We start from the raw sequence: 17,467 nt of genomic DNA on the forward strand, positions 1-17,467 counted from the left end.
ATCTTGCAATATCGCGCCCCGATCTTTATCGGGGCGCGGTCATTTGCAGACCACTCCAACAAAAAGACGCATCAACAAAGGCGCCTTTGAATGCTCAACTTTACCATCAGACGACTGGTGCTGGCCGTACCCACGCTGCTGTTCATCAGCCTCGTCATCTTCCTGCTGCTCGAGCTTGCCCCAGGCGACCCGATGGCACAGGTTCCCCTCACCGTCCCCCCCGAAGTCAAAGAGAAGATGCGCGAGGCGCTTGGCCTTGGCCAGCCGATGCATATCCGGTTCTGGAAATGGATCGTGCAGTTCTTCTGGATCGAACCGCAGGTTCTGATCGACCATATGTTTGGCACCACTTTCTCTGAAGGTGACCTGCGTGTGATTTCGTGGCAGACCCGCTCGCCTGTTATGGACATCGTCGTTCAGCGTATCCCGCAGACCTTGTGGGTTGTTGGCACAGCCTACGTGGTCGCCATCTTGATCGCCCTGCCCATCGGCATCTATTCCGCATACCGCCAGTATTCTTGGTTCGACCAGATGGGTACCTTCGTGTCGATGGTCGGCTTCTCGGTCCCGCCCTTCTTCTCGGGCGTGCTGGTGATCGTGATCTTCTCGGTCCAGCTGGGCTGGTTCCCATCGATCTATGACACAACTCACGTGGTGAATAGCTGGGATAGCTTCGTCGTACAGCTGAAGCAGATGATCATGCCGGTCATGGTGCTGGCGCTGCAGATCACGGCACAGTTGAGCCGCTTCATGCGCGCTTCAATGCTGGACAACCTCAACCAAGATTACGTTCGTACCGCCCGCGCCAAAGGGCTGAGCGAATACACGGTTGTGATGGTCCATGTCCTGCGCAACTCGATGATCCCGGTGGTTACCGTTATTGCGCTGGGTATTCCGGCCATCTTCGGCGGCGCAATCATCACCGAGCAGGTTTTCAAAGTGAACGGTATCGGCCAATTGCTGATCGGCGCGATTCAAGCCAACGACCTGCCGATGGTGCAGACGCTGACCTTCATCTTTGCCGTGTTGATCGTTCTGTTCAACCTGATTGCTGACGTGCTCTACGGCATTCTGGACCCGAGGATTCGCTATGACTGATACTGATAAATCAGACACGCTGGTCCCCGACGAAGGATTGGCCCCTGCCTCAACCGCATTGCCGACCGCGGGCGTGATGGACGACCTGGCCACCCCACCCCGCAGCCAATGGCGCGATGTCTGGGATCAGTTCAAAACGCACAAAGGCGCGATGATCGGGGCGATCCTGTTCATCTTCATCGTCGCCGGTGTGTATCTGGGGCCCTACCTCTGGAGCATCGATCCAACCCAGATCGACATCCGGTCGCGCAATCAGGGCCCCAGCTGGGCGCATCCGTTCGGCACCGATCAGCTGGGCCGGGATATTCTGGCGCGGATGATGTCGGGTGGTCAGACCTCGGTCTCGGTTGGCATCACCGCTATGTTGCTGGCGCTGTTTCTGGGATCGTTCATTGGTGTGATCGCAGGCTTCTTCAAACGCCTCGACGGACCGTTGATGCGACTGACCGACCTGTTCCTCGCACTCCCCCTGCTACCGCTGCTGCTGGTCATGATGCTGCTGTTCCGCGAGCCTCTGTCCGCCGCATTCGGGCTGGAGCGTGGGATTTTCATCCTGATCGTCTGCGCCATCGGCATCACCTCATGGATGCCCACGGCCCGGATCGTACGCGGCGACGTGCTGGCCATCAAAGAGCGTGAGTTCGTTCTCGCGGCACGCTCCATTGGCACCAGCAACAGACAGATCATCACGCGTCACATCCTGCCGAACGTCCTGTCTCCGATCATGGTGTCGGCAACGCTGGGGATTGCGACGGCGATCATCACCGAAAGCGCGCTGTCCTTCCTCGGGCTCGGCTTCCCGCCGGATTTCCCGACCTGGGGCCGCCTTCTGTTTGATGGCGTCGACTATCTGCAGCAATACCCCGAGCGTGTGTTCTGGCCCGGCCTTGCGATCTCGCTGACTGTACTCAGCGTGAACTATCTGGGCGATGGCTTGCGAGACGCGCTGGATCCGCGCATTCGCGGCCGGTGATAAACCTCAGTCGGCGCGCTTCAGCGCGCCGGCACAGACCACGATCAGCACCGCCAGCGGCAGCAAGACGCCAAACGCCATCCGCAGCGACAGCAATTCAGCCAGAAACCCGATCAGCGGCGGTCCGATCAACAGTCCCCCATATCCGAGCGTTGCGACACTGGCGATGGCCTGTCCCGGTGGGGTGTTTGGGTCGTTCGCTGCGCGGCTGAACGCCAAGGGCATGATCACCGCATAACCGACCCCCATAAGCGTGAACCCGACCAACGCCAATGGCGCGGCACCGGCGGACACCACGCAGAACACCCCTATCGCAGCAAAGACACCACCGCCCCTAGCTGCTGCGACCGGGCCGACGCGCGCGATGAGGAAGCCGCCAGCCAAACGACACACCACCATCGCGACCGAAAAAACCGCATAACCCAAGGCTGCGACACTCTCAGCGGCCCCAGTAACGTCGCGCAGGAAAAGGGCGCTCCAATCTGCGACCGCACCTTCCCCCAACGCACCACATAGCGCGGTGAAACCAACGAGGATCAACACCCCGGACGGGAATGCAAACACGGCACCTTGAGACTGTTCCGCGCGGCGCGACGTCCATTGTACCCAGGACATCGCCAAGGCCAGTGCCACCACAACGCCTCCCGCAACCAGAAAATGCTGCAGAACAGTCGCATCCCACTGAACAGCTATAAATCCACTGACCGCCCCAAGGCCGGCACCAAGGCTCCACATCGCATGAAACGAGGACATGAGCGGTTTGTCGAAGGCCTGCTCTACCTCGGATGCCCAAGCGTTCATCGCCACGTCCATCGAGCCATGAAAGGCACCGAACAGAAACAGGAACGCCGCAAGCATGGTGAAGCTGTCGGCCAGCGCCAGCAAAACCAGCGAAAAGGTGTACAGCACCGCGATGATCCGCGTGATCGATACGGCCCCAAACCGGTCGGTCAATCGCCCGGTCACCGGGAAGGAGCAGACGGCACCCGCTGCCATGAACAAAAGACCATAGCCAAGCTCTTCATGGCTGAGGTTCAGATGATCGCGCACCGCCGGGATGCGAGAGGCCCAGATTCCGAACAGGGCACCATTCAGCGCGAACATCGCGGTGACGGCGCGCCACGCAGCAACGACACTGATCATATTAAAGCTCCGCTTGTTTGATGCGCTTCGCCGGTTACTAGTACAACGCTACCAAACAGAGGCAAGCGCCGCTCACTCTAGCCGCCGCCGAATTCTGCGGACGCCCACCCAAACGGCCAGAATGACCGGAACAGTGACCAAAGCCGTCAACATTCCCTTGCTGATCCCCGCCGACGTCAGAGGATACAGCAGATAGCTGACCAGCGAGACGGCGTAGTAGCTGATGGCAACCACCGACAGCCCCTCGACCGTGCGCTGCAGCCGCAGGGCCTGATCAGCGCGGCGGTCCATGCTTTCCAGCAAGGCCTGGTTCTGCGCGCTGCGTTCCACGTCCACACGTGTTCGCAGTAGATCTCCGGCGCGGATGGCCCGGTCTGACAGGGCCTGTAGGCGCAATTCAGTCGACTTAACAGTCCGCATCGCAGGGTCATAGCGGCGCATCATGAAATCGGCAAAGCTCTGCCCCCCCATGAACCGCTCTTCCCGCAAAACCTTGACGCGCTGGTTAACGATGGCCTCGTAGGCGCCCGTGGCCCCAAACCGAAAGGTACAGCGTGCCGAGATCGTCTCCAACTCGGTTGAGGTTTTCAGCAGCTGCGGCAGCATGTCATCGGGATGTTTGCCGCCATCGGTCATCTCGCCCATCAGCGCGGTCAGCTTCTGATCCAACTCGCCAATGCGCGTTGTCAGAGATTTGACCCGCGCAAACCCCAGCATGGACATGGCCTTGTAGGTCTCGATTTCGCACAGGCGCTGGATGATCCGTCCAACCCGGCGCTCTCCAGTTCCGTCCGACACGAACAGCGCAAACCGCATGTGCCCTGCGGGGTCGATGCGAAAATCGCTGGCGCAGATCGCGGCATCGTCCAAAACGCGGGACACGGCAAGGCTTTCGGGTTCGAACCAATCCGGTAGCAAGTTCCGGACGACGTCATCCTCTGGGCGCGGAACAACTCGTAGCAAAGCCGACGTGATCCTCTGACCGGGACTGGCCATCATCCAATCTGGGGGGAAGACTTCGAAATCGGCGGGGTTGAACGCCCGCTCACTCACGTTCTGAGAGATCGCAGTAAAGGTTACGAACTCAGTGTGTTGCTCCCACTTGAGCCAATGGCGTCCGATCTGCCCCGCATAGTGGGTCGCGTCGGGTTGAGGGTGCGGCGCGCCGTGACGATCCAGCAGATTTATCAAATGCGCAATGTCGTCCTGCCGGTCCCCACTTTGCGACGTGCCGGGCTTTTTGATCGCCAGAAAGGCAACCGTGCATGGAACCTGCGCCACCGGAAAAGGTCGGGCGTGCAGTTCATTGGCAAGCCGATAGCGTAAAGGGTGGTCATCGATTGGCGTCATGCGGGGCTCCGATTCATCCGACACACTATACGGCACACCCAAAATACATCAATTCCCATTTTATTTCAGATACTTACAAGAATGCGACGGTATACATTCCAGCCAATTCATTGATTTGGCTGCCATAGCTCGATGGGATTGCCTTCGGGATCATGAATACGGGCGAATTTACCCACCTCGCTATCCCAATCCGGATTGGTTTCGACGGTGATCCCTGCGTCCTGTAGCTGGCGTGTCAAAGCGGCCAAATCATCAACCCTGAAATTGATCATCCACTGCTGCTCGCTTCGGCCAAAATACGCGGTATCCTGGGCGAAGGGTGCAAAGACCGTATAGCCTTCGGCCTGCTTCCAAGGGACCGGATCGTAGTGGTTTACCCCCAGGTGCTTTTCATACCATTCGCTCAGGGCCTTGGGGTTCTTCGCACGAAAAAAGACCCCGCCGATTCCGTTTACTTTCTCCATGACCTTGCTCCCACAAAGTACCCTTCAGACCTAAAATAGCATATCAAGCCTGCTTCATCTGGCTGCAATACTCTGGAGGCGCGAAGGCCAAGCCCGCTTCAAAGTAGAAAAGAAAAGGGCGCCCGCAGGCGCCCTTTGCAATTGAATCGTGCGTTTTGATCACTCGATCATCGGCAGTAGCTTGTCCAGCGACTGCTTGGCGTCGCCATAGAACATGCGCGTGTTCTCTTTGAAGAACAGCGGGTTTTCGATGCCCGAATAGCCAGTGCCCTGACCGCGCTTAGACACAAAGACCTGCTTGGCCTTCCAGCACTCCAGAACCGGCATACCGGCGATGGGGCTGTTGGGATCCTCCTGCGCCGCAGGGTTCACGATGTCGTTCGAGCCGATCACGATGGCCACATCCGTGTCCGGGAAATCATCATTGATCTCATCCATCTCCAGCACGATGTCATACGGCACTTTCGCCTCGGCCAGCAGAACGTTCATGTGGCCCGGCAAACGTCCGGCAACGGGGTGGATCGCAAAGCGCACCTCTTTGCCCTTGGCGCGCAGCTTGCGGACCAACTCGGACACCGACTGCTGTGCCTGCGCCACGGCCATGCCGTAGCCAGGGATGATGACAATGCTGTCCGCATCGTTCAGCGCAGCCGCCACACCGTCCGCCTCAATTGCGATCTGTTCGCCTTCGACAGCCATCTGCTCACCCTGCGGGCCACCGAAGCCGCCCAGGATCACGCTGACAAAGTGACGGTTCATCGCCTTACACATGATGTAGGACAGAATCGCACCAGACGATCCGACCAGAGCGCCGACCACAATCAGCAGGTCGTTGCCAAGGCTGAAGCCGATCGCCGCAGCTGCCCAACCTGAATACGAGTTCAGCATCGACACAACCACCGGCATGTCAGCACCACCGATGCCCATGATCAGGTGATAGCCGATGAACAACGCCGCCAGCGTCATCAGGAACAGCGGGAACAACCCACCCGAGCTGGTGTACCAGATCAAACAGATCAGCGAGAGACCCGCAGCCGCTGCGTTCAGCATATGCCCACCAGGCAGTTTGGTCGCCGCCGAGGTCACTTTTCCGGCCAGCTTGCCATAGGCCACGACAGAGCCGGTAAAGGTGATCGCACCGATGAAGATGCCCAGGAACAGCTCAACATGTAGGATCGCCAGTTCCGCCGGGGTCTTCTTGGCGATCAGCTTGGCGAATGCACCAAGGTCAGACAGGTCCGCTTGACCCGCGCTATCCTTGATCGCCATGACCTGAGCCACATTTCCGATCTCGAAATGTGCGTTGAAGCCGACGAACACAGCCGCCAGACCGACCAGCGAGTGCATCGCGGCGACCAGCTGCGGCATCTCGGTCATTTGGACGCGCTGCGCCACGTATTGACCGATCAGACCACCGCCGATGATCAGCAGAATGGACAGCAGCCATAGGCCCGAACCCGGACCGACAAGCGTGGCAAAAACCGCCAGCGCCATACCAACGATACCATACCAGACCGCGCGCTTGGCACTTTCCTGGTTCGAAAGGCCGCCGAGCGACAGGATGAAAAGGACAGCCGCAACAACATAGGCGGCAGAAGTGAAGCCAATCATATGCCCGACCTCCTTAGGATTTCTGGAACATGGCGAGCATGCGCCGGGTTACGAGGAAGCCGCCGAAGATATTGATCCCGGCCATGAAAACGGACAGTGCCGCCAGCAGAATAACCAGGAACGACCCGGACCCAATCTGCATCAAAGCCCCGACGATAATGATCGACGAGATCGCGTTGGTGATCGCCATAAGCGGTGTGTGTAAGCTGTGCGCAACGCCCCAGATCACCTGGAAGCCCACAAAAATCGCCAACACAAAGACGATGAAGTGCTGCATGAAGCTGGCCGGAGCGATCAGCCCCACCAACAGCATCAACGCACCACCGACACCCAGCAAGGTGAACTGCTGCTTGGTCTGCGCCTTGAAGGCTGCGATTTCCTGCGCTTTTTTCTCTTCCGGAGTCAGTTCCTTGACCTCGGGTTTCTTCTGCGCCGCAATCGCCTGCACCTTGGGCGGTGGCGGCGGGAAGGTGATCTCACCCTCATGGGTCACGGTTGCACCGCGGATCACGTCATCTTCCATGTCGTGGTTGATCTGACCGTCCTTGTCGGGCGTCAGGTCAGACATCATGTGACGGATGTTGGTCGCGTAGAGAGACGACGCCTGCGCTGCCATCCGGCTGGGGAAGTCGGTGTAGCCGATGATGGTCACGCCATTGTCGGTCACGATCTTCTCATCCGCGACGGTCAGCTTGCAGTTGCCGCCCTTCTCCGCCGCCAAATCCACGATGACCGAGCCCGGCTTCATCGCTTCGACCATATCCTTGGTCCAAAGCTCGGGCGCTTCGCGGTTCGGGATCAGCGCTGTGGTGATCACGATGTCCATCTCGGGCGCCAACTCACGGAACTTGGCCAACTGCGCCTCGCGGAATTCATCCGACTGGACGCTGGCATAGCCGCCGGTGGCCGCGCCGTCCTGCTGGTCTTCTTCAAAGTCCAGATAGACAAACTCGGCCCCCATCGATTCGACCTGCTCGGCCACTTCGGGGCGCACGTCGAAGGCGTAGGTGATCGCGCCCAGCGACGTGGACGTACCAATCGCAGCAAGACCAGCCACACCGGCCCCCACGATCAGCACCTTGGCAGGCGGCACCTTACCGGCGGCCGTCACCTGACCGGTGAAGAAACGGCCAAAGTTGTTGCCCGCCTCGATTACCGCGCGATACCCAGCGATGTTCGCCATTGAGGACAAGGCGTCCATCTTTTGCGCACGGGAAATACGCGGAACCATCTCCATCGCGATGACATTCGCGCCTTTGGACTTGGCAGCCTCCATCCCTTCTTCGTTCCCCGCCGGATTGAAGAAAGAGATCAGCGTTTTGCCTTTGGTCAGACGCTTGAGCTCGGTGTCATTCGGCTGGCGCACCTTGGCAACGATATCTGCAGCTTTCCAAAGCGACGCCGCGGTTTTCATAACCTCGACACCGGCCTCTTCGTAAGCCGCATCAGAAAAGCCCGCCGCAGCACCGGCACCCTTTTCGATCAGGCAGTCATAGCCCAGTTTTTGCAGCTGGCGCGCCGAGTCCGGCGTCATCGCCACCCGGTTCTCACCGTCAAAAACTTCTTTTGGCGTTCCTATCTTCAACGGAGAGCCTCCTTTACTTTCGATATGTTCGCGCGAGTTCTTTGCATCTTTTGTTCAATCCCCACCTACATTGCGAAAGATTATTTCGCAACTGCAGCATTCGTTACGTTGTGTCATTGGCAGCACACCTTCAAATCCAGCGTCGCGTCTGTTGCGCATAACGGGCGAAGTCAGCGCGAAACTTGCGGCGCAAGCGATCCTCTTCCGGCTCGATAAAACGGCGTTCTAGAATCCAGACGAAAATCGGCACCAGAACCAGCGACAGCACCGCATCGAAACGCAGGATCAAACCGGTCAGGATAAGGACGTCCCCCAGATAGATTGGGTTCCGGCTGCGTTTGAAAATTCCGCTTTGCACCATGCTGGATGGGGTCTGGTGTGGCAACACCGTCGTCTGATGGCGGCGGAATTCGACAACCGCCAGAACAGCCAAAACAATACCGCCCCCGATGAGCACGCCGCTGGCAAGATCAGTCAACCACCCTTGAAGGGACAGCCCAAAGGACAGGTGTTGCGCTTGAAACCACGAGAGGCAAGCCGCCCCCAGCAACCAGATCGGAGGGATGTCGATTTTCTGCATTCGCGCTGATTACCTGTCGATATCTCTCAAAGAAAGTGTCGTTTTCGACAGTTTGTCTACCGCTTTCCGACCTTAAGATCAAAACATCAAAAGGTCGCGGCGATTTATTTCGAAGATATGCATCGGTAGACAGCGCTTAGCGCATCCGATAGCCAACGGATATAACCAAAATAATCAACAGGGCCCAGCCGGAATGACCGACTTCAAAGCAACCAAAGCCATGTTCGAACTGCCCGAAGGCATTCTCTATCTTGACGGCAACTCTCTGGGTCCGTTGCCAAAGGCGGTTGACGCGCGTCTGTACCAGACGGCGACGCAGGAATGGGGACAGATGCTGATCACCGGCTGGAACAAGGCCGGATGGATGGGATTGCCCACGGGCTTGGGGGATCGGATCGGACGTCTGATCGGGGCCGAGGCAGGCAGCGTTGTGGTCGGCGACACTCTGTCGATCAAGGTCTACCAGGCCGTGGCTTCGGCGCTGGAGTTGAACCCGAACCGCAAGGTTGTGCTATCGGACAACGGCAATTTTCCGTCTGACCTGTACATGGCGGACGGGCTGCTGCGCTCGCTGGGCGCGGAGTACGAATTGCGCGTCGTCGCCCCGGAAGAGGTCGCCGAAAACATCACCGAAGAGGTCGCCGTTCTGATGCTGACCGAGGTCGACTTTCGCACCGGCCGTATGCACGACATGAAGGCCCTGACCGAATTGGCCCATGCCAACGGTGTGGTGACGGTTTGGGATCTGGCCCATTCCGCCGGTGCAATTCCGGTCGATCTGGCCGGGTGCAATGCCGATTTCGCGGTCGGGTGCACATACAAATACCTCAACGGCGGCCCAGGTGCGCCCGCGTTCATCTACGTTGCTCCGCGCCTGTCCGACCGCGTCCGCCCGGCGCTTTCGGGATGGCTGGGGCACGAAGCACCCTTTGCCTTCGATCTCGACTATCGTCCCGGTTCGGGGATTGAGAGGATGCGAGTCGGTACCCCTCCGGTCTTGCAAATGGTCGCGCTGTCTGCGGCGATGGATGTCTGGGACATGGCCGAGATGGCCGATGTCCGGGCGAAATCCATCGAACTGACCGAGTTGTTCATCGCAAGAGTCGAGGCCACCTGCCCCGGCCTAACCCTCGCCAGCCCACGCGATCCGGCGCAGCGCGGCAGTCAGGTCTCATTCCACTTTGCCGAAGGATATGCGGCCATGCAGGCGCTGATTGCTCGCGGCGTGATCGGAGATTTCCGCGCACCGGATATCATGCGCTTTGGCTTCACGCCGCTTTATGTTGACGAAAGCGACGTGGAACAGGCCGCAGAGATTCTAGCGCATATCATCACGAACGAACTGTGGGACCAGCCGGAATATAAAGTCCGCCAGCGGGTTACTTGACCTCGAGCCCGGCACCCAACAATTCAGCCAATTGCGAGATGCGCTGCTCGAATTCAGCTGCGTTGGTTGCAGTCATCTTTACGCCCATCAGGGTCGCAGTGATGGTCTTCGCCGTCTCGTCCGGGCCGTTGGGCAGACGAACGCGTCCCGCGCTTTCTTCACAGCGCAACCAGTCGGCATAAAGCGCGGTCATTTCCGCCTCACCCTCGGCCAGAATGTCCGAGGCGGTCGATTTGCTGGTATCCAGCATCTCGCGCCCGTGGGGAGAGGTCAGTATCTCAGCCAACCCCTTGATCTGGCCGTCAATCGCACGCGCCAAACGCTGGGACACGCTACCACTACCCGACAAGGCTCGCGATACGTTTGCGGTCTTCTCGGCGTAGTGCGCGCGCGTCAGGCTGCGCACGATCGCCTCTTTATTCTTGTAGTGCAAATAAACGGCCGGGCGCGACATACCCGCCCCTTTGGCGATATCGTCCATCGAGGTTTTGCGAAACCCATAGGCCGCAAATGCCTCAAGCGCCGACGCAAGAATGGCCTGTTGCCGCGGATCGTCCTGTTTTTCTGTCATGAAACCGATCTGACATTTTTCGTATAATTTGTCAATTGACACACTGACACTTTCAGGCAATTATGTCAGAAACCGCCACAGCTACGAGAGGTGTGCCATGGCAACCGCGCTGAAGATCAACGGCAAGCAACATCAGGTTGACCTGCCCGAAGACGTCCCCCTGCTTTGGGTCCTCCGGGATGAGGTCGGCCTGACCGGAACCAAATTCGGCTGCGGTGTGGCCGCCTGCGGCGCGTGCACCGTGCATATCGATGGTGAGGCCGTGCGATCGTGCCAGGTGTCGCTTTCGGATGTCTGGGGCGATGTGACTACGATCGAAGGCATCGGTTCGCCCGAAGCGATGGCCGTGATCCAGCAGGCCTGGGTGGATCATCAGGTAGCACAATGTGGTTATTGCCAGTCCGGTCAGATCATGCAGGCGGCGGCTTTGTTGGCCGAAAACCCCGCTCCAACGGATGCGGACATAGACGACGCGATGCAGGGCAACCTGTGCCGCTGTGGCACTTATCCCCGCATCCGCGCCGCGATCCAAGACGCCGCTGGCAAGTTGCAGGAGGCTTAAGAGATGGGAAAAGTTGGGAAAATTCTGCGCCGCACCTTCCTGATTGGCTCGGCTGCCATCGTCGGCGGTGTGGCCTTTGGGGGTTACTACGTTACCCGTCCCGCCCCGAACCCGCTGAAACCCGGCGAGGGAGAGGCTGCGCTGAACCCATTCATTCTGATCGACCAGAATGGCGTAACCCTGTTCGCCCCGCGTGCCGAAATGGGACAGGGCGTTAAGACGACCTGGGCTGCTTTGATCGCCGAGGAGTTGGACGTCGATCTTGACCAGATCAACGTGCTGCATGGCCCTGCTGCGGCGGCGTATTACAATTCCGCATTGGTTGGCGAAGGACTGCCGAACAAGGGCTACGACATCTCGAACTTCCAGCACAATCTGGGTGAGGCGCTGGGTGTCCTCGGCAAAGCGCTGAGCCTTCAGGTCACCGGTGGCTCGACCTCGATGAAAGACGGGTTCGAGCGGATGCGGCAGGCCGGCGCGTCGGCCCGCGAGACGCTGAAACGGGCCGCTGCCGACCGTCTGGGGGTTGACCCGTCGCAACTACAGACGGCCTCGGGGCATGTCATCGCACCCAATGGCGACAAGATCGCCTATACTGACCTCGCCATGGATGCGGCGGGTCTTGAGCCGGTCGAGGTACCTCTGCGTGACCCGTCCGAATGGCGGTATCTGGGCCAGACTCAACCGCGTCTGGACATGGTTGGCAAAGCGACAGGCACCGCTGAATTCGGCGTCGATGTCCGCCTGCCCGGTATGAAATTTGCAGCCGTGCGAATGAACCCCAAGCTGGGCGGCGCGATGAACGACTATGACGACAGCGCCGCAAAAGACATGCCGGGGGTCGAACAGATCGTTGATCTGGGCACTGGCGTTGCCGTCATCGCCAACAACACATGGCTTGCCAATCGAGCGGTGGAGGCGATCGACGTTGATTGGGGGGATGCCCCCTACCCGCCGGAAACCGACGGCATCTTCGCCAAGATCGCCGAAGCATTTGACGATGCCCCGAACTCGACCATGCGCGACGACGGCGACGTCAGCGTCACACCCGAGGGCGCAACCGAAATCACAGCCGAATACCGCCTGCCCTATCTGGCCCACGCTACGATGGAGCCGATGAACGCCACCGCGCTATACACCGGCAACGCGCTGGAACTGTGGTGCGGTAATCAGGCCCCCACTCTGATCCAATTCCGCGTGGCCAATACGGCCGGTCTGGATACGGATGCGGTGCAGATCCACACCACCTATCTGGGCGGCGGGTTTGGTCGCCGTGGAGAACTGGATTTCGGCGATATCGCCACCAAGGTCGCCATGGCGATGCCCGGCACTCCGGTCCAGACGACCTGGAGCCGCGAAGAAGACATGCGCCACGACTACTACCGCCCTGGCGCAATCGCTCGACTGCGCGGTGCTGTGAATGATGGCAAAGCGGTGCTGATCGACGGCGCGGTTGCCTCGCAATCCTGTACGCAGCAAGCGGTTGAGCGCTATACCGGAATGCCCGGTGCGGGCCCTGACAAAGTTCTGGTCGAGGGCTTCTTCAACCAACCTTATGCGGTTCCGAACTACCGGATGAACGGCCATATCGCGAAGCTCGACGTGCCTGTTGGCTTCTGGCGCTCGGTCGGCAATAGCCATAACGGCTTTTTCCATGAGACCTTCATGGACGAGATGGCCTACGCCGCAGGCCGCGACCCGCTGGAGTTCCGGCTGGAGTTGATGAAGACCGAGCACGCCCCGTCGGCAGGTTGCCTTGAGGCCGTGAAAGAGATGTCGGGCTGGACGGGTCAAACTCAGGCTGGCGTCGGTCGGGGTGTCGCCTTTACCTACAGCTTCGGCACTCCGGTCGCGCAGGTGATCGAGGTGGTCGACGAAGACGGCACGATCCGCATCAACAAGGCGTGGATCGCTTGTGACATGGGTCTCGCGTTGGATCCAGAAAACGTCAAGGCGCAGATGTTCGGCGGGATGATGTATGGCCTGAGCGCCGCTTGCTACGGCGAGATCACCTTTGCCGAGGGCGAAGTCGAGCAGTTCAACTTCCCCGACTATGACGCACTTCGCATGCACACGGCTCCGCAGGTCGAAGTGCGCGTTCTCGAGACCAACCGCCATATGGGCGGCGCAGGTGAGCCCGGTACACCCCCCTCGATGCCGGCCTTAGGTAATGCGCTGTTTGATCTGACCGGAGAACGCGCGCGAACCCTGCCGCTGATCAATCAGTTCGACCTACTGATTTGATCGCGACGCACCGGTCCGGCATCCCCTCCCGGCCGGACCGGTGCCAAAACTTAAGCTGTCTGTTGCAGGAACCGCGTGCTTGATCCAGCGGACCAGGCTTTGACGGCTGCGCCAAACGCCTCAAACAACGGGCGCGAGACCGGGTCATTTGCAGCATCCCACTCCGGGTGCCATTGGACTGAGAGGGTAAAGCCCGGCGCATCTTTGACATAAATCGCCTCGGGCGTGCCATCCGGTGCATGACCGTCGATCACAACATTCTGGCCTACGGCCTTGATCCCTTGACCGTGCAACGTATTGGTCATCACTTCGCGCGCACCAAACAGCCGATGGAACACGCCGCCGTCGTTCAGAGTTACGACATGGCGAAGAGCAAACTTCTCCTCAAGCGTTCCATCCGGTGGCATCCGGTGGTTCTGCCGCCCCGGAAGATCGCGGATCTCTGGATAGAGCGTCCCGCCCATCGCAACATTAACTTCTTGAAAACCTCTGCAAATTCCAAAGAACGGCTGGCCGCGCTCAACACAGGCGCGCACCAGCGGCAAGGTGATCGCATCGCGCGCCCGGTCGAAATCGCCATGCGCTTCAGTCGGCGGCTCACCGTATTCCTCGGGGTGAACATTGGGTCGACCGCCCGTAAGAAGAAACCCGTCGCACGCGTCCAGCAATTCCTCGACCGAGACGTAACGTGGATCAGCCGGGATCAGCAGCGGCAAACACCCTGAAACATTCGCAACGGCATCCGAGTTCATCGTGCCACCGGCATGCGTCGGGTAATTGTCATTCATCAAGTAAGAGTTGCCGATGATACCGACGACGGGTCGAGACATTCTGCTTTCCCAATTTGTTTCCTAAACGTGTGGAAAAGCTATCGGCAGGGACAACAGCGCGCAATAGCACAGGCCCTGTGTGTCAGCGCAAGTACGTGTTCAATGCCGCACATCTAATCAACCGACGGGACATTGTCACAATCGGACTACCATTGCCCGCTAAACGTGCAATGCAAAAAGTCCAATTTGGGCGAGAGAGCCCGCGCAGGCTCTCCCCTTCTTCAAGGAAATCAGCTTTCACCAACAAGGTTCGCGGCTTCGATCCCTGCCATCGCAGCAAGCACGTCATTGTCCGAGGTGTCGCCCGTCACGCCGACAGCACCGATCACGGCACCTTTCTTGTCGCGCAACAGCACACCGCCCGGCACCGGAACCACCTGCCCGCCATAGACGCCGTTCACCGCAGCCATAAAATAGGCCTGCGCTTCGGCCCGCTGCATCTGCGCCGTCCCGGCCATACCCAACATGACCGAGCCATAGGCCTTGCCCCGCGCAATTCCAAAACGTCCCGGGGCCGCGCCATCTTCGCGCTCGAACGCAATGACATGACCGCCCGCATCCAGCACAACGACCGAAAGCGGTTTCAATTCCAACCGGTGCCCCTCTTCCAGAGCTTTACGAATGATGGTACGCGCCTTGCGCAAGGAAATTGCCATCCCTGATCCCTTTCATCTGGCTAAAAATATCCTCGGGGAAGCGCGAGTGGGCAGACAGCCCCCTCGTTCCCACCCTATCCACTTAACCCAAGCTGGCTTTCAACTCCAAACGGCGGGCATGCAGAACCGGCTCGGTATAGCCCGACGGTTGAACGCGCCCCTTGAACACCAGATCGCATGCCGCCTGAAATGCGATGCCATCAAAGCCGGGCGCCATCGGATGATAGGAAGCGTCACCTTCGTTCTGACGGTCCACAACGGCCGCCATCTTCTGCATCGCCTCCATCACCTGTTCTTCGCTGACAACACCGTGGTGCAGCCAGTTGGCCAGCGCTTGGCTGGAAATCCGACAGGTCGCACGGTCTTCCATCAAACCAATGTCGTTCAGGTCCGGCACTTTCGAGCATCCAACACCCTGATCAACCCAACGCACGACGTATCCGAGAATACCCTGCGCGTTGTTCTCGACCTCACGAGTGATTTCATCATCACTGAGGTTGCGTCCACCCAGCAGCGGAACGGTCAGCAAATCCTCCAACGTGCCGCGTGCCCCACCTGCGGCCAGTTCATCCTGACGGGCCAGAACGTCGACCTTTTGATAGTGCGTGGCATGCAAAGTCGCAGCGGTTGGCGAGGGAACCCACGCGCAAGTGGCGCCTGATTGCGGATGGCCTATCTTGGCCTCCAGCATATCGCCCATGCGATCGGGCATGGCCCACATACCTTTGCCGATCTGCGCCTTGCCTTTCAGGCCGCAGGCCAGACCGATATCGACGTTGCGATCCTCGTAGGACGCAATCCACGGCGTGTTTTTGATGTCGCCCTTGGGCAGCATCGGGCCTGCCTCCATAGAAGTGTGGATCTCATCCCCAGTCCGATCAAGGAAGCCAGTGTTGATGAAGGCCACGCGCGATTTCGCGGCCCGGATACATTCCTTGAGGTTGGCCGAGGTGCGCCGTTCCTCATCCATGATACCCAGCTTCACGGTGTTGCGCGGCAGGCCGAGGATGTCTTCGACCATGTCGAAAATCTCGACCGAGAAGGCGACCTCTTCGGGTCCATGCATCTTTGGCTTCACCACATAGACCGACCCGGTGACTGAGTTGCCGCCGTCGCGCGCCAGATCATGCATGGCGATCAACGTCGTGCAGAGCGCATCCATGAGGCCCTCGCCGATCTCGTTGCCCTCGGCATCCAGAACGGCCGGGTTGGTCATCAGATGGCCCACATTGCGCACCAGCATCAGCGAGCGGCCTTTGAGGCGCCCCTCAGCGCCGTTCACGTCTGTGAAGTCAAGATCAGCCGCTAACCGGCGGGTAAATGTCTTGCCGGACTTGCTGACCTCTTCGGTCAGGTCACCCTTCATCAGACCCAGCCAGTTACCGTAGGCAACAACCTTGTCGGCTGCATCCACACAGGCCACGGAGTCCTCGCAATCCATGATCGTCGACAACGCGGACTCGAGCCGAAGGTCCGAGATGTTGGCCGGATCAGCAGCGCCGATCGCGCTGATTGGGTCGATCATGATCTGAATGTGAAGACCGTTGTTTTTCAACAGAACGAACTCGGGCTTGTCAGCCGCGCCGCCATGGCCCACAAAGCTCGAAGCATCCGCCAGAGCAGGAACCAAAGCACCTGCCTCAATGCTCAGCTTTGTGACGTCCGCCCAGGATCCACTGGCCAGTGGCACGGCATCGTCGAGAAACGCCTTGGCCCATGCAATGACACGCGCGCCGCGGGCAGCATCGTAGCCTCCACCCGCAGGCAAATCACCCATCGCATCCGTGCCATAGAGCGCGTCATACAAGCTGCCCCATCGGGCATTGGCGGCGTTCAGAGCAAAGCGCGCATTGGTGATTGGCACAACCAACTGAGGGCCGGGCGTTGCGGCGATCTCGGGGTCGACATTGGCGGTTTCGATCTGGAAGTCTTCGCCTTCTTCCACCAGATACCCGATCTCGTGCAGGAACGCTTGATAAGCCTCGGCGTCGTGGTCCTGGCCTTTGTGCTCCAGTTGCCACGCATCCAATTGGTCCTGAATCTCTTTTCGTTTGACAAGGAAGGCGCGGTTCTTGGGACCCAATTCGGATACCATGCGCGACAGGCCATTCCAGAAGGTCTCGGCGGTGGCACCGGTTCCGGGCAAAGCCTGACCTTCGATGAATGCGACCAGAACCGGATCGACCTGAAGTCCGCTGCGTGTCTGTCTGCTGGCCATTTTCTTCCTCTCCCACGAATGTACGCCACTGTATGCCGTCAGCATTTAGAGCGAAAGTTTCCGATAGGCAACGTATGCCGCTACGTTCTGGTAAGAAAATCTTACCAAAATGCGAAATCAACGCCGCAAACAGCGGATACAGGCGGCTTGCAGCCCTGCCGCGATGCCCCTAACGTCGCCCTCGACCCAACCTTT

The 17,467-nt window shown here is 59.2% G+C and carries 15 protein-coding genes; 5 read left to right on the plus strand and 10 right to left on the minus strand.

Annotated elements, in window-relative coordinates; translation table 11 throughout:
• Nucleotides 1-90 precede the first annotated feature (90 nt).
• Together ACR0IP_RS15785 and ACR0IP_RS15790 are read left to right on the plus strand one after the other, a co-directional pair.
• On the plus strand, nucleotides 91-1,098 hold the full coding sequence (locus tag ACR0IP_RS15785; protein ID WP_170375080.1) for an ABC transporter permease: 1,008 nt from the start codon (nucleotides 91-93) through the stop codon (nucleotides 1,096-1,098).
• Nucleotides 1,091-2,071 (plus strand): ABC transporter permease, encoded by a 981-nt coding sequence (locus ACR0IP_RS15790; RefSeq protein ID WP_170375078.1) that lies wholly within the window; start codon nucleotides 1,091-1,093, stop codon nucleotides 2,069-2,071. Before ACR0IP_RS15785 ends, ACR0IP_RS15790 begins: the two co-directional genes overlap by 8 nt.
• A gap of 6 nt (nucleotides 2,072-2,077) precedes the next feature.
• On the opposite strand, the gene ACR0IP_RS15795 is transcribed toward ACR0IP_RS15790, so the two are convergent.
• The 6 genes from ACR0IP_RS15795 to ACR0IP_RS15820 form a co-directional block, all read right to left on the minus strand.
• The gene (locus ACR0IP_RS15795) at nucleotides 2,078-3,214 is read right to left on the minus strand and encodes an MFS transporter (RefSeq protein WP_480526601.1); all 1,137 of its coding nucleotides are present in this window, start codon (nucleotides 3,212-3,214) and stop codon (nucleotides 2,078-2,080) included.
• A 72-nt stretch (nucleotides 3,215-3,286) separates the two neighbouring features.
• Entirely contained in the window at nucleotides 3,287-4,564 is a 1,278-nt protein-coding gene (locus ACR0IP_RS15800; RefSeq protein ID WP_480526603.1) for a DUF3422 family protein, read from the minus strand.
• A 107-nt stretch (nucleotides 4,565-4,671) separates the two neighbouring features.
• A complete protein-coding gene (locus ACR0IP_RS15805; RefSeq protein WP_419738317.1) occupies nucleotides 4,672-5,028 on the minus strand; it encodes a VOC family protein in 357 nt (118 codons plus the stop codon).
• A gap of 159 nt (nucleotides 5,029-5,187) precedes the next feature.
• Nucleotides 5,188-6,639, minus strand: a complete 1,452-nt coding sequence (locus tag ACR0IP_RS15810; protein ID WP_170375069.1) for an NAD(P)(+) transhydrogenase (Re/Si-specific) subunit beta — start codon at nucleotides 6,637-6,639, stop codon at nucleotides 5,188-5,190.
• Nucleotides 6,640-6,652: 13 nt separating this feature from the next.
• Nucleotides 6,653-8,224, minus strand: coding sequence for a Re/Si-specific NAD(P)(+) transhydrogenase subunit alpha (locus ACR0IP_RS15815; RefSeq protein WP_480526606.1), 1,572 nt, complete (start codon nucleotides 8,222-8,224; stop codon nucleotides 6,653-6,655).
• Between the two features lie 130 nt (nucleotides 8,225-8,354).
• Nucleotides 8,355-8,804 (minus strand): methyltransferase family protein, encoded by a 450-nt coding sequence (locus ACR0IP_RS15820; protein WP_170375065.1) that lies wholly within the window; start codon nucleotides 8,802-8,804, stop codon nucleotides 8,355-8,357.
• Between the two features lie 193 nt (nucleotides 8,805-8,997).
• Here ACR0IP_RS15820 and kynU point away from each other — a divergent pair, with 193 nt between their 5' ends.
• Nucleotides 8,998-10,191, plus strand: a complete 1,194-nt coding sequence (gene kynU / locus ACR0IP_RS15825) for a kynureninase (protein WP_480526607.1) — start codon at nucleotides 8,998-9,000, stop codon at nucleotides 10,189-10,191.
• On the opposite strand, the gene ACR0IP_RS15830 is transcribed toward kynU, so the two are convergent.
• A complete protein-coding gene (locus ACR0IP_RS15830) occupies nucleotides 10,184-10,762 on the minus strand; it encodes a TetR/AcrR family transcriptional regulator (RefSeq protein ID WP_480526609.1) in 579 nt (192 codons plus the stop codon). The two genes, kynU and ACR0IP_RS15830, sit on opposite strands and share 8 nt — an antisense overlap.
• Nucleotides 10,763-10,859: 97 nt before the next feature.
• On the opposite strand from ACR0IP_RS15830, the gene ACR0IP_RS15835 reads away from it, so the two are divergent.
• Together ACR0IP_RS15835 and ACR0IP_RS15840 are read left to right on the plus strand one after the other, a co-directional pair.
• Nucleotides 10,860-11,324, plus strand: a complete 465-nt coding sequence (locus ACR0IP_RS15835) for a (2Fe-2S)-binding protein (protein ID WP_170660676.1) — start codon at nucleotides 10,860-10,862, stop codon at nucleotides 11,322-11,324.
• A 3-nt stretch (nucleotides 11,325-11,327) separates the two neighbouring features.
• Nucleotides 11,328-13,568: a molybdopterin cofactor-binding domain-containing protein gene (locus tag ACR0IP_RS15840; protein ID WP_170660675.1), complete on the plus strand. Its 2,241-nt coding sequence runs from the start codon at nucleotides 11,328-11,330 to the stop codon at nucleotides 13,566-13,568.
• Nucleotides 13,569-13,618: 50 nt separating this feature from the next.
• Here the strand turns inward: ACR0IP_RS15840 and ACR0IP_RS15845 are convergent, their stop codons facing one another.
• The 3 genes from ACR0IP_RS15845 to ACR0IP_RS15855 form a co-directional block, all read right to left on the minus strand.
• A complete protein-coding gene (locus ACR0IP_RS15845; RefSeq protein WP_170375055.1) occupies nucleotides 13,619-14,398 on the minus strand; it encodes a gamma-glutamyl-gamma-aminobutyrate hydrolase family protein in 780 nt (259 codons plus the stop codon).
• Between the two features lie 230 nt (nucleotides 14,399-14,628).
• Nucleotides 14,629-15,054 (minus strand): heme-binding protein, encoded by a 426-nt coding sequence (locus tag ACR0IP_RS15850; RefSeq protein WP_170375053.1) that lies wholly within the window; start codon nucleotides 15,052-15,054, stop codon nucleotides 14,629-14,631.
• Nucleotides 15,055-15,136: 82 nt separating this feature from the next.
• The gene (locus ACR0IP_RS15855) at nucleotides 15,137-17,272 is read right to left on the minus strand and encodes a malate synthase G (RefSeq protein ID WP_170375051.1); all 2,136 of its coding nucleotides are present in this window, start codon (nucleotides 17,270-17,272) and stop codon (nucleotides 15,137-15,139) included.
• Between the last annotated feature and the right edge of the window lie 195 nt (nucleotides 17,273-17,467).

Source organism: Ruegeria sp. AL11, from assembly GCF_056540865.1.

Coding starts and splice junctions, on each gene's coding strand:
- ACR0IP_RS15785 (WP_170375080.1), top strand. CDS start 91: ATGCTCAACTTTACCATCAGACGACTGGTGCTGGCCGTACCCACGCTG.
- ACR0IP_RS15790 (WP_170375078.1), top strand. CDS start 1,091: ATGACTGATACTGATAAATCAGACACGCTGGTCCCCGACGAAGGATTG.
- ACR0IP_RS15795 (WP_480526601.1), bottom strand. CDS start 3,214: ATGATCAGTGTCGTTGCTGCGTGGCGCGCCGTCACCGCGATGTTCGCG.
- ACR0IP_RS15800 (WP_480526603.1), bottom strand. CDS start 4,564: ATGACGCCAATCGATGACCACCCTTTACGCTATCGGCTTGCCAATGAA.
- ACR0IP_RS15805 (WP_419738317.1), bottom strand. CDS start 5,028: ATGGAGAAAGTAAACGGAATCGGCGGGGTCTTTTTTCGTGCGAAGAAC.
- ACR0IP_RS15810 (WP_170375069.1), bottom strand. CDS start 6,639: ATGATTGGCTTCACTTCTGCCGCCTATGTTGTTGCGGCTGTCCTTTTC.
- ACR0IP_RS15820 (WP_170375065.1), bottom strand. CDS start 8,804: ATGCAGAAAATCGACATCCCTCCGATCTGGTTGCTGGGGGCGGCTTGC.
- kynU (WP_480526607.1), top strand. CDS start 8,998: ATGACCGACTTCAAAGCAACCAAAGCCATGTTCGAACTGCCCGAAGGC.
- ACR0IP_RS15830 (WP_480526609.1), bottom strand. CDS start 10,762: ATGACAGAAAAACAGGACGATCCGCGGCAACAGGCCATTCTTGCGTCG.
- ACR0IP_RS15835 (WP_170660676.1), top strand. CDS start 10,860: ATGGCAACCGCGCTGAAGATCAACGGCAAGCAACATCAGGTTGACCTG.
- ACR0IP_RS15840 (WP_170660675.1), top strand. CDS start 11,328: ATGGGAAAAGTTGGGAAAATTCTGCGCCGCACCTTCCTGATTGGCTCG.
- ACR0IP_RS15845 (WP_170375055.1), bottom strand. CDS start 14,398: ATGTCTCGACCCGTCGTCGGTATCATCGGCAACTCTTACTTGATGAAT.
- ACR0IP_RS15850 (WP_170375053.1), bottom strand. CDS start 15,054: ATGGCAATTTCCTTGCGCAAGGCGCGTACCATCATTCGTAAAGCTCTG.
- ACR0IP_RS15855 (WP_170375051.1), bottom strand. CDS start 17,272: ATGGCCAGCAGACAGACACGCAGCGGACTTCAGGTCGATCCGGTTCTG.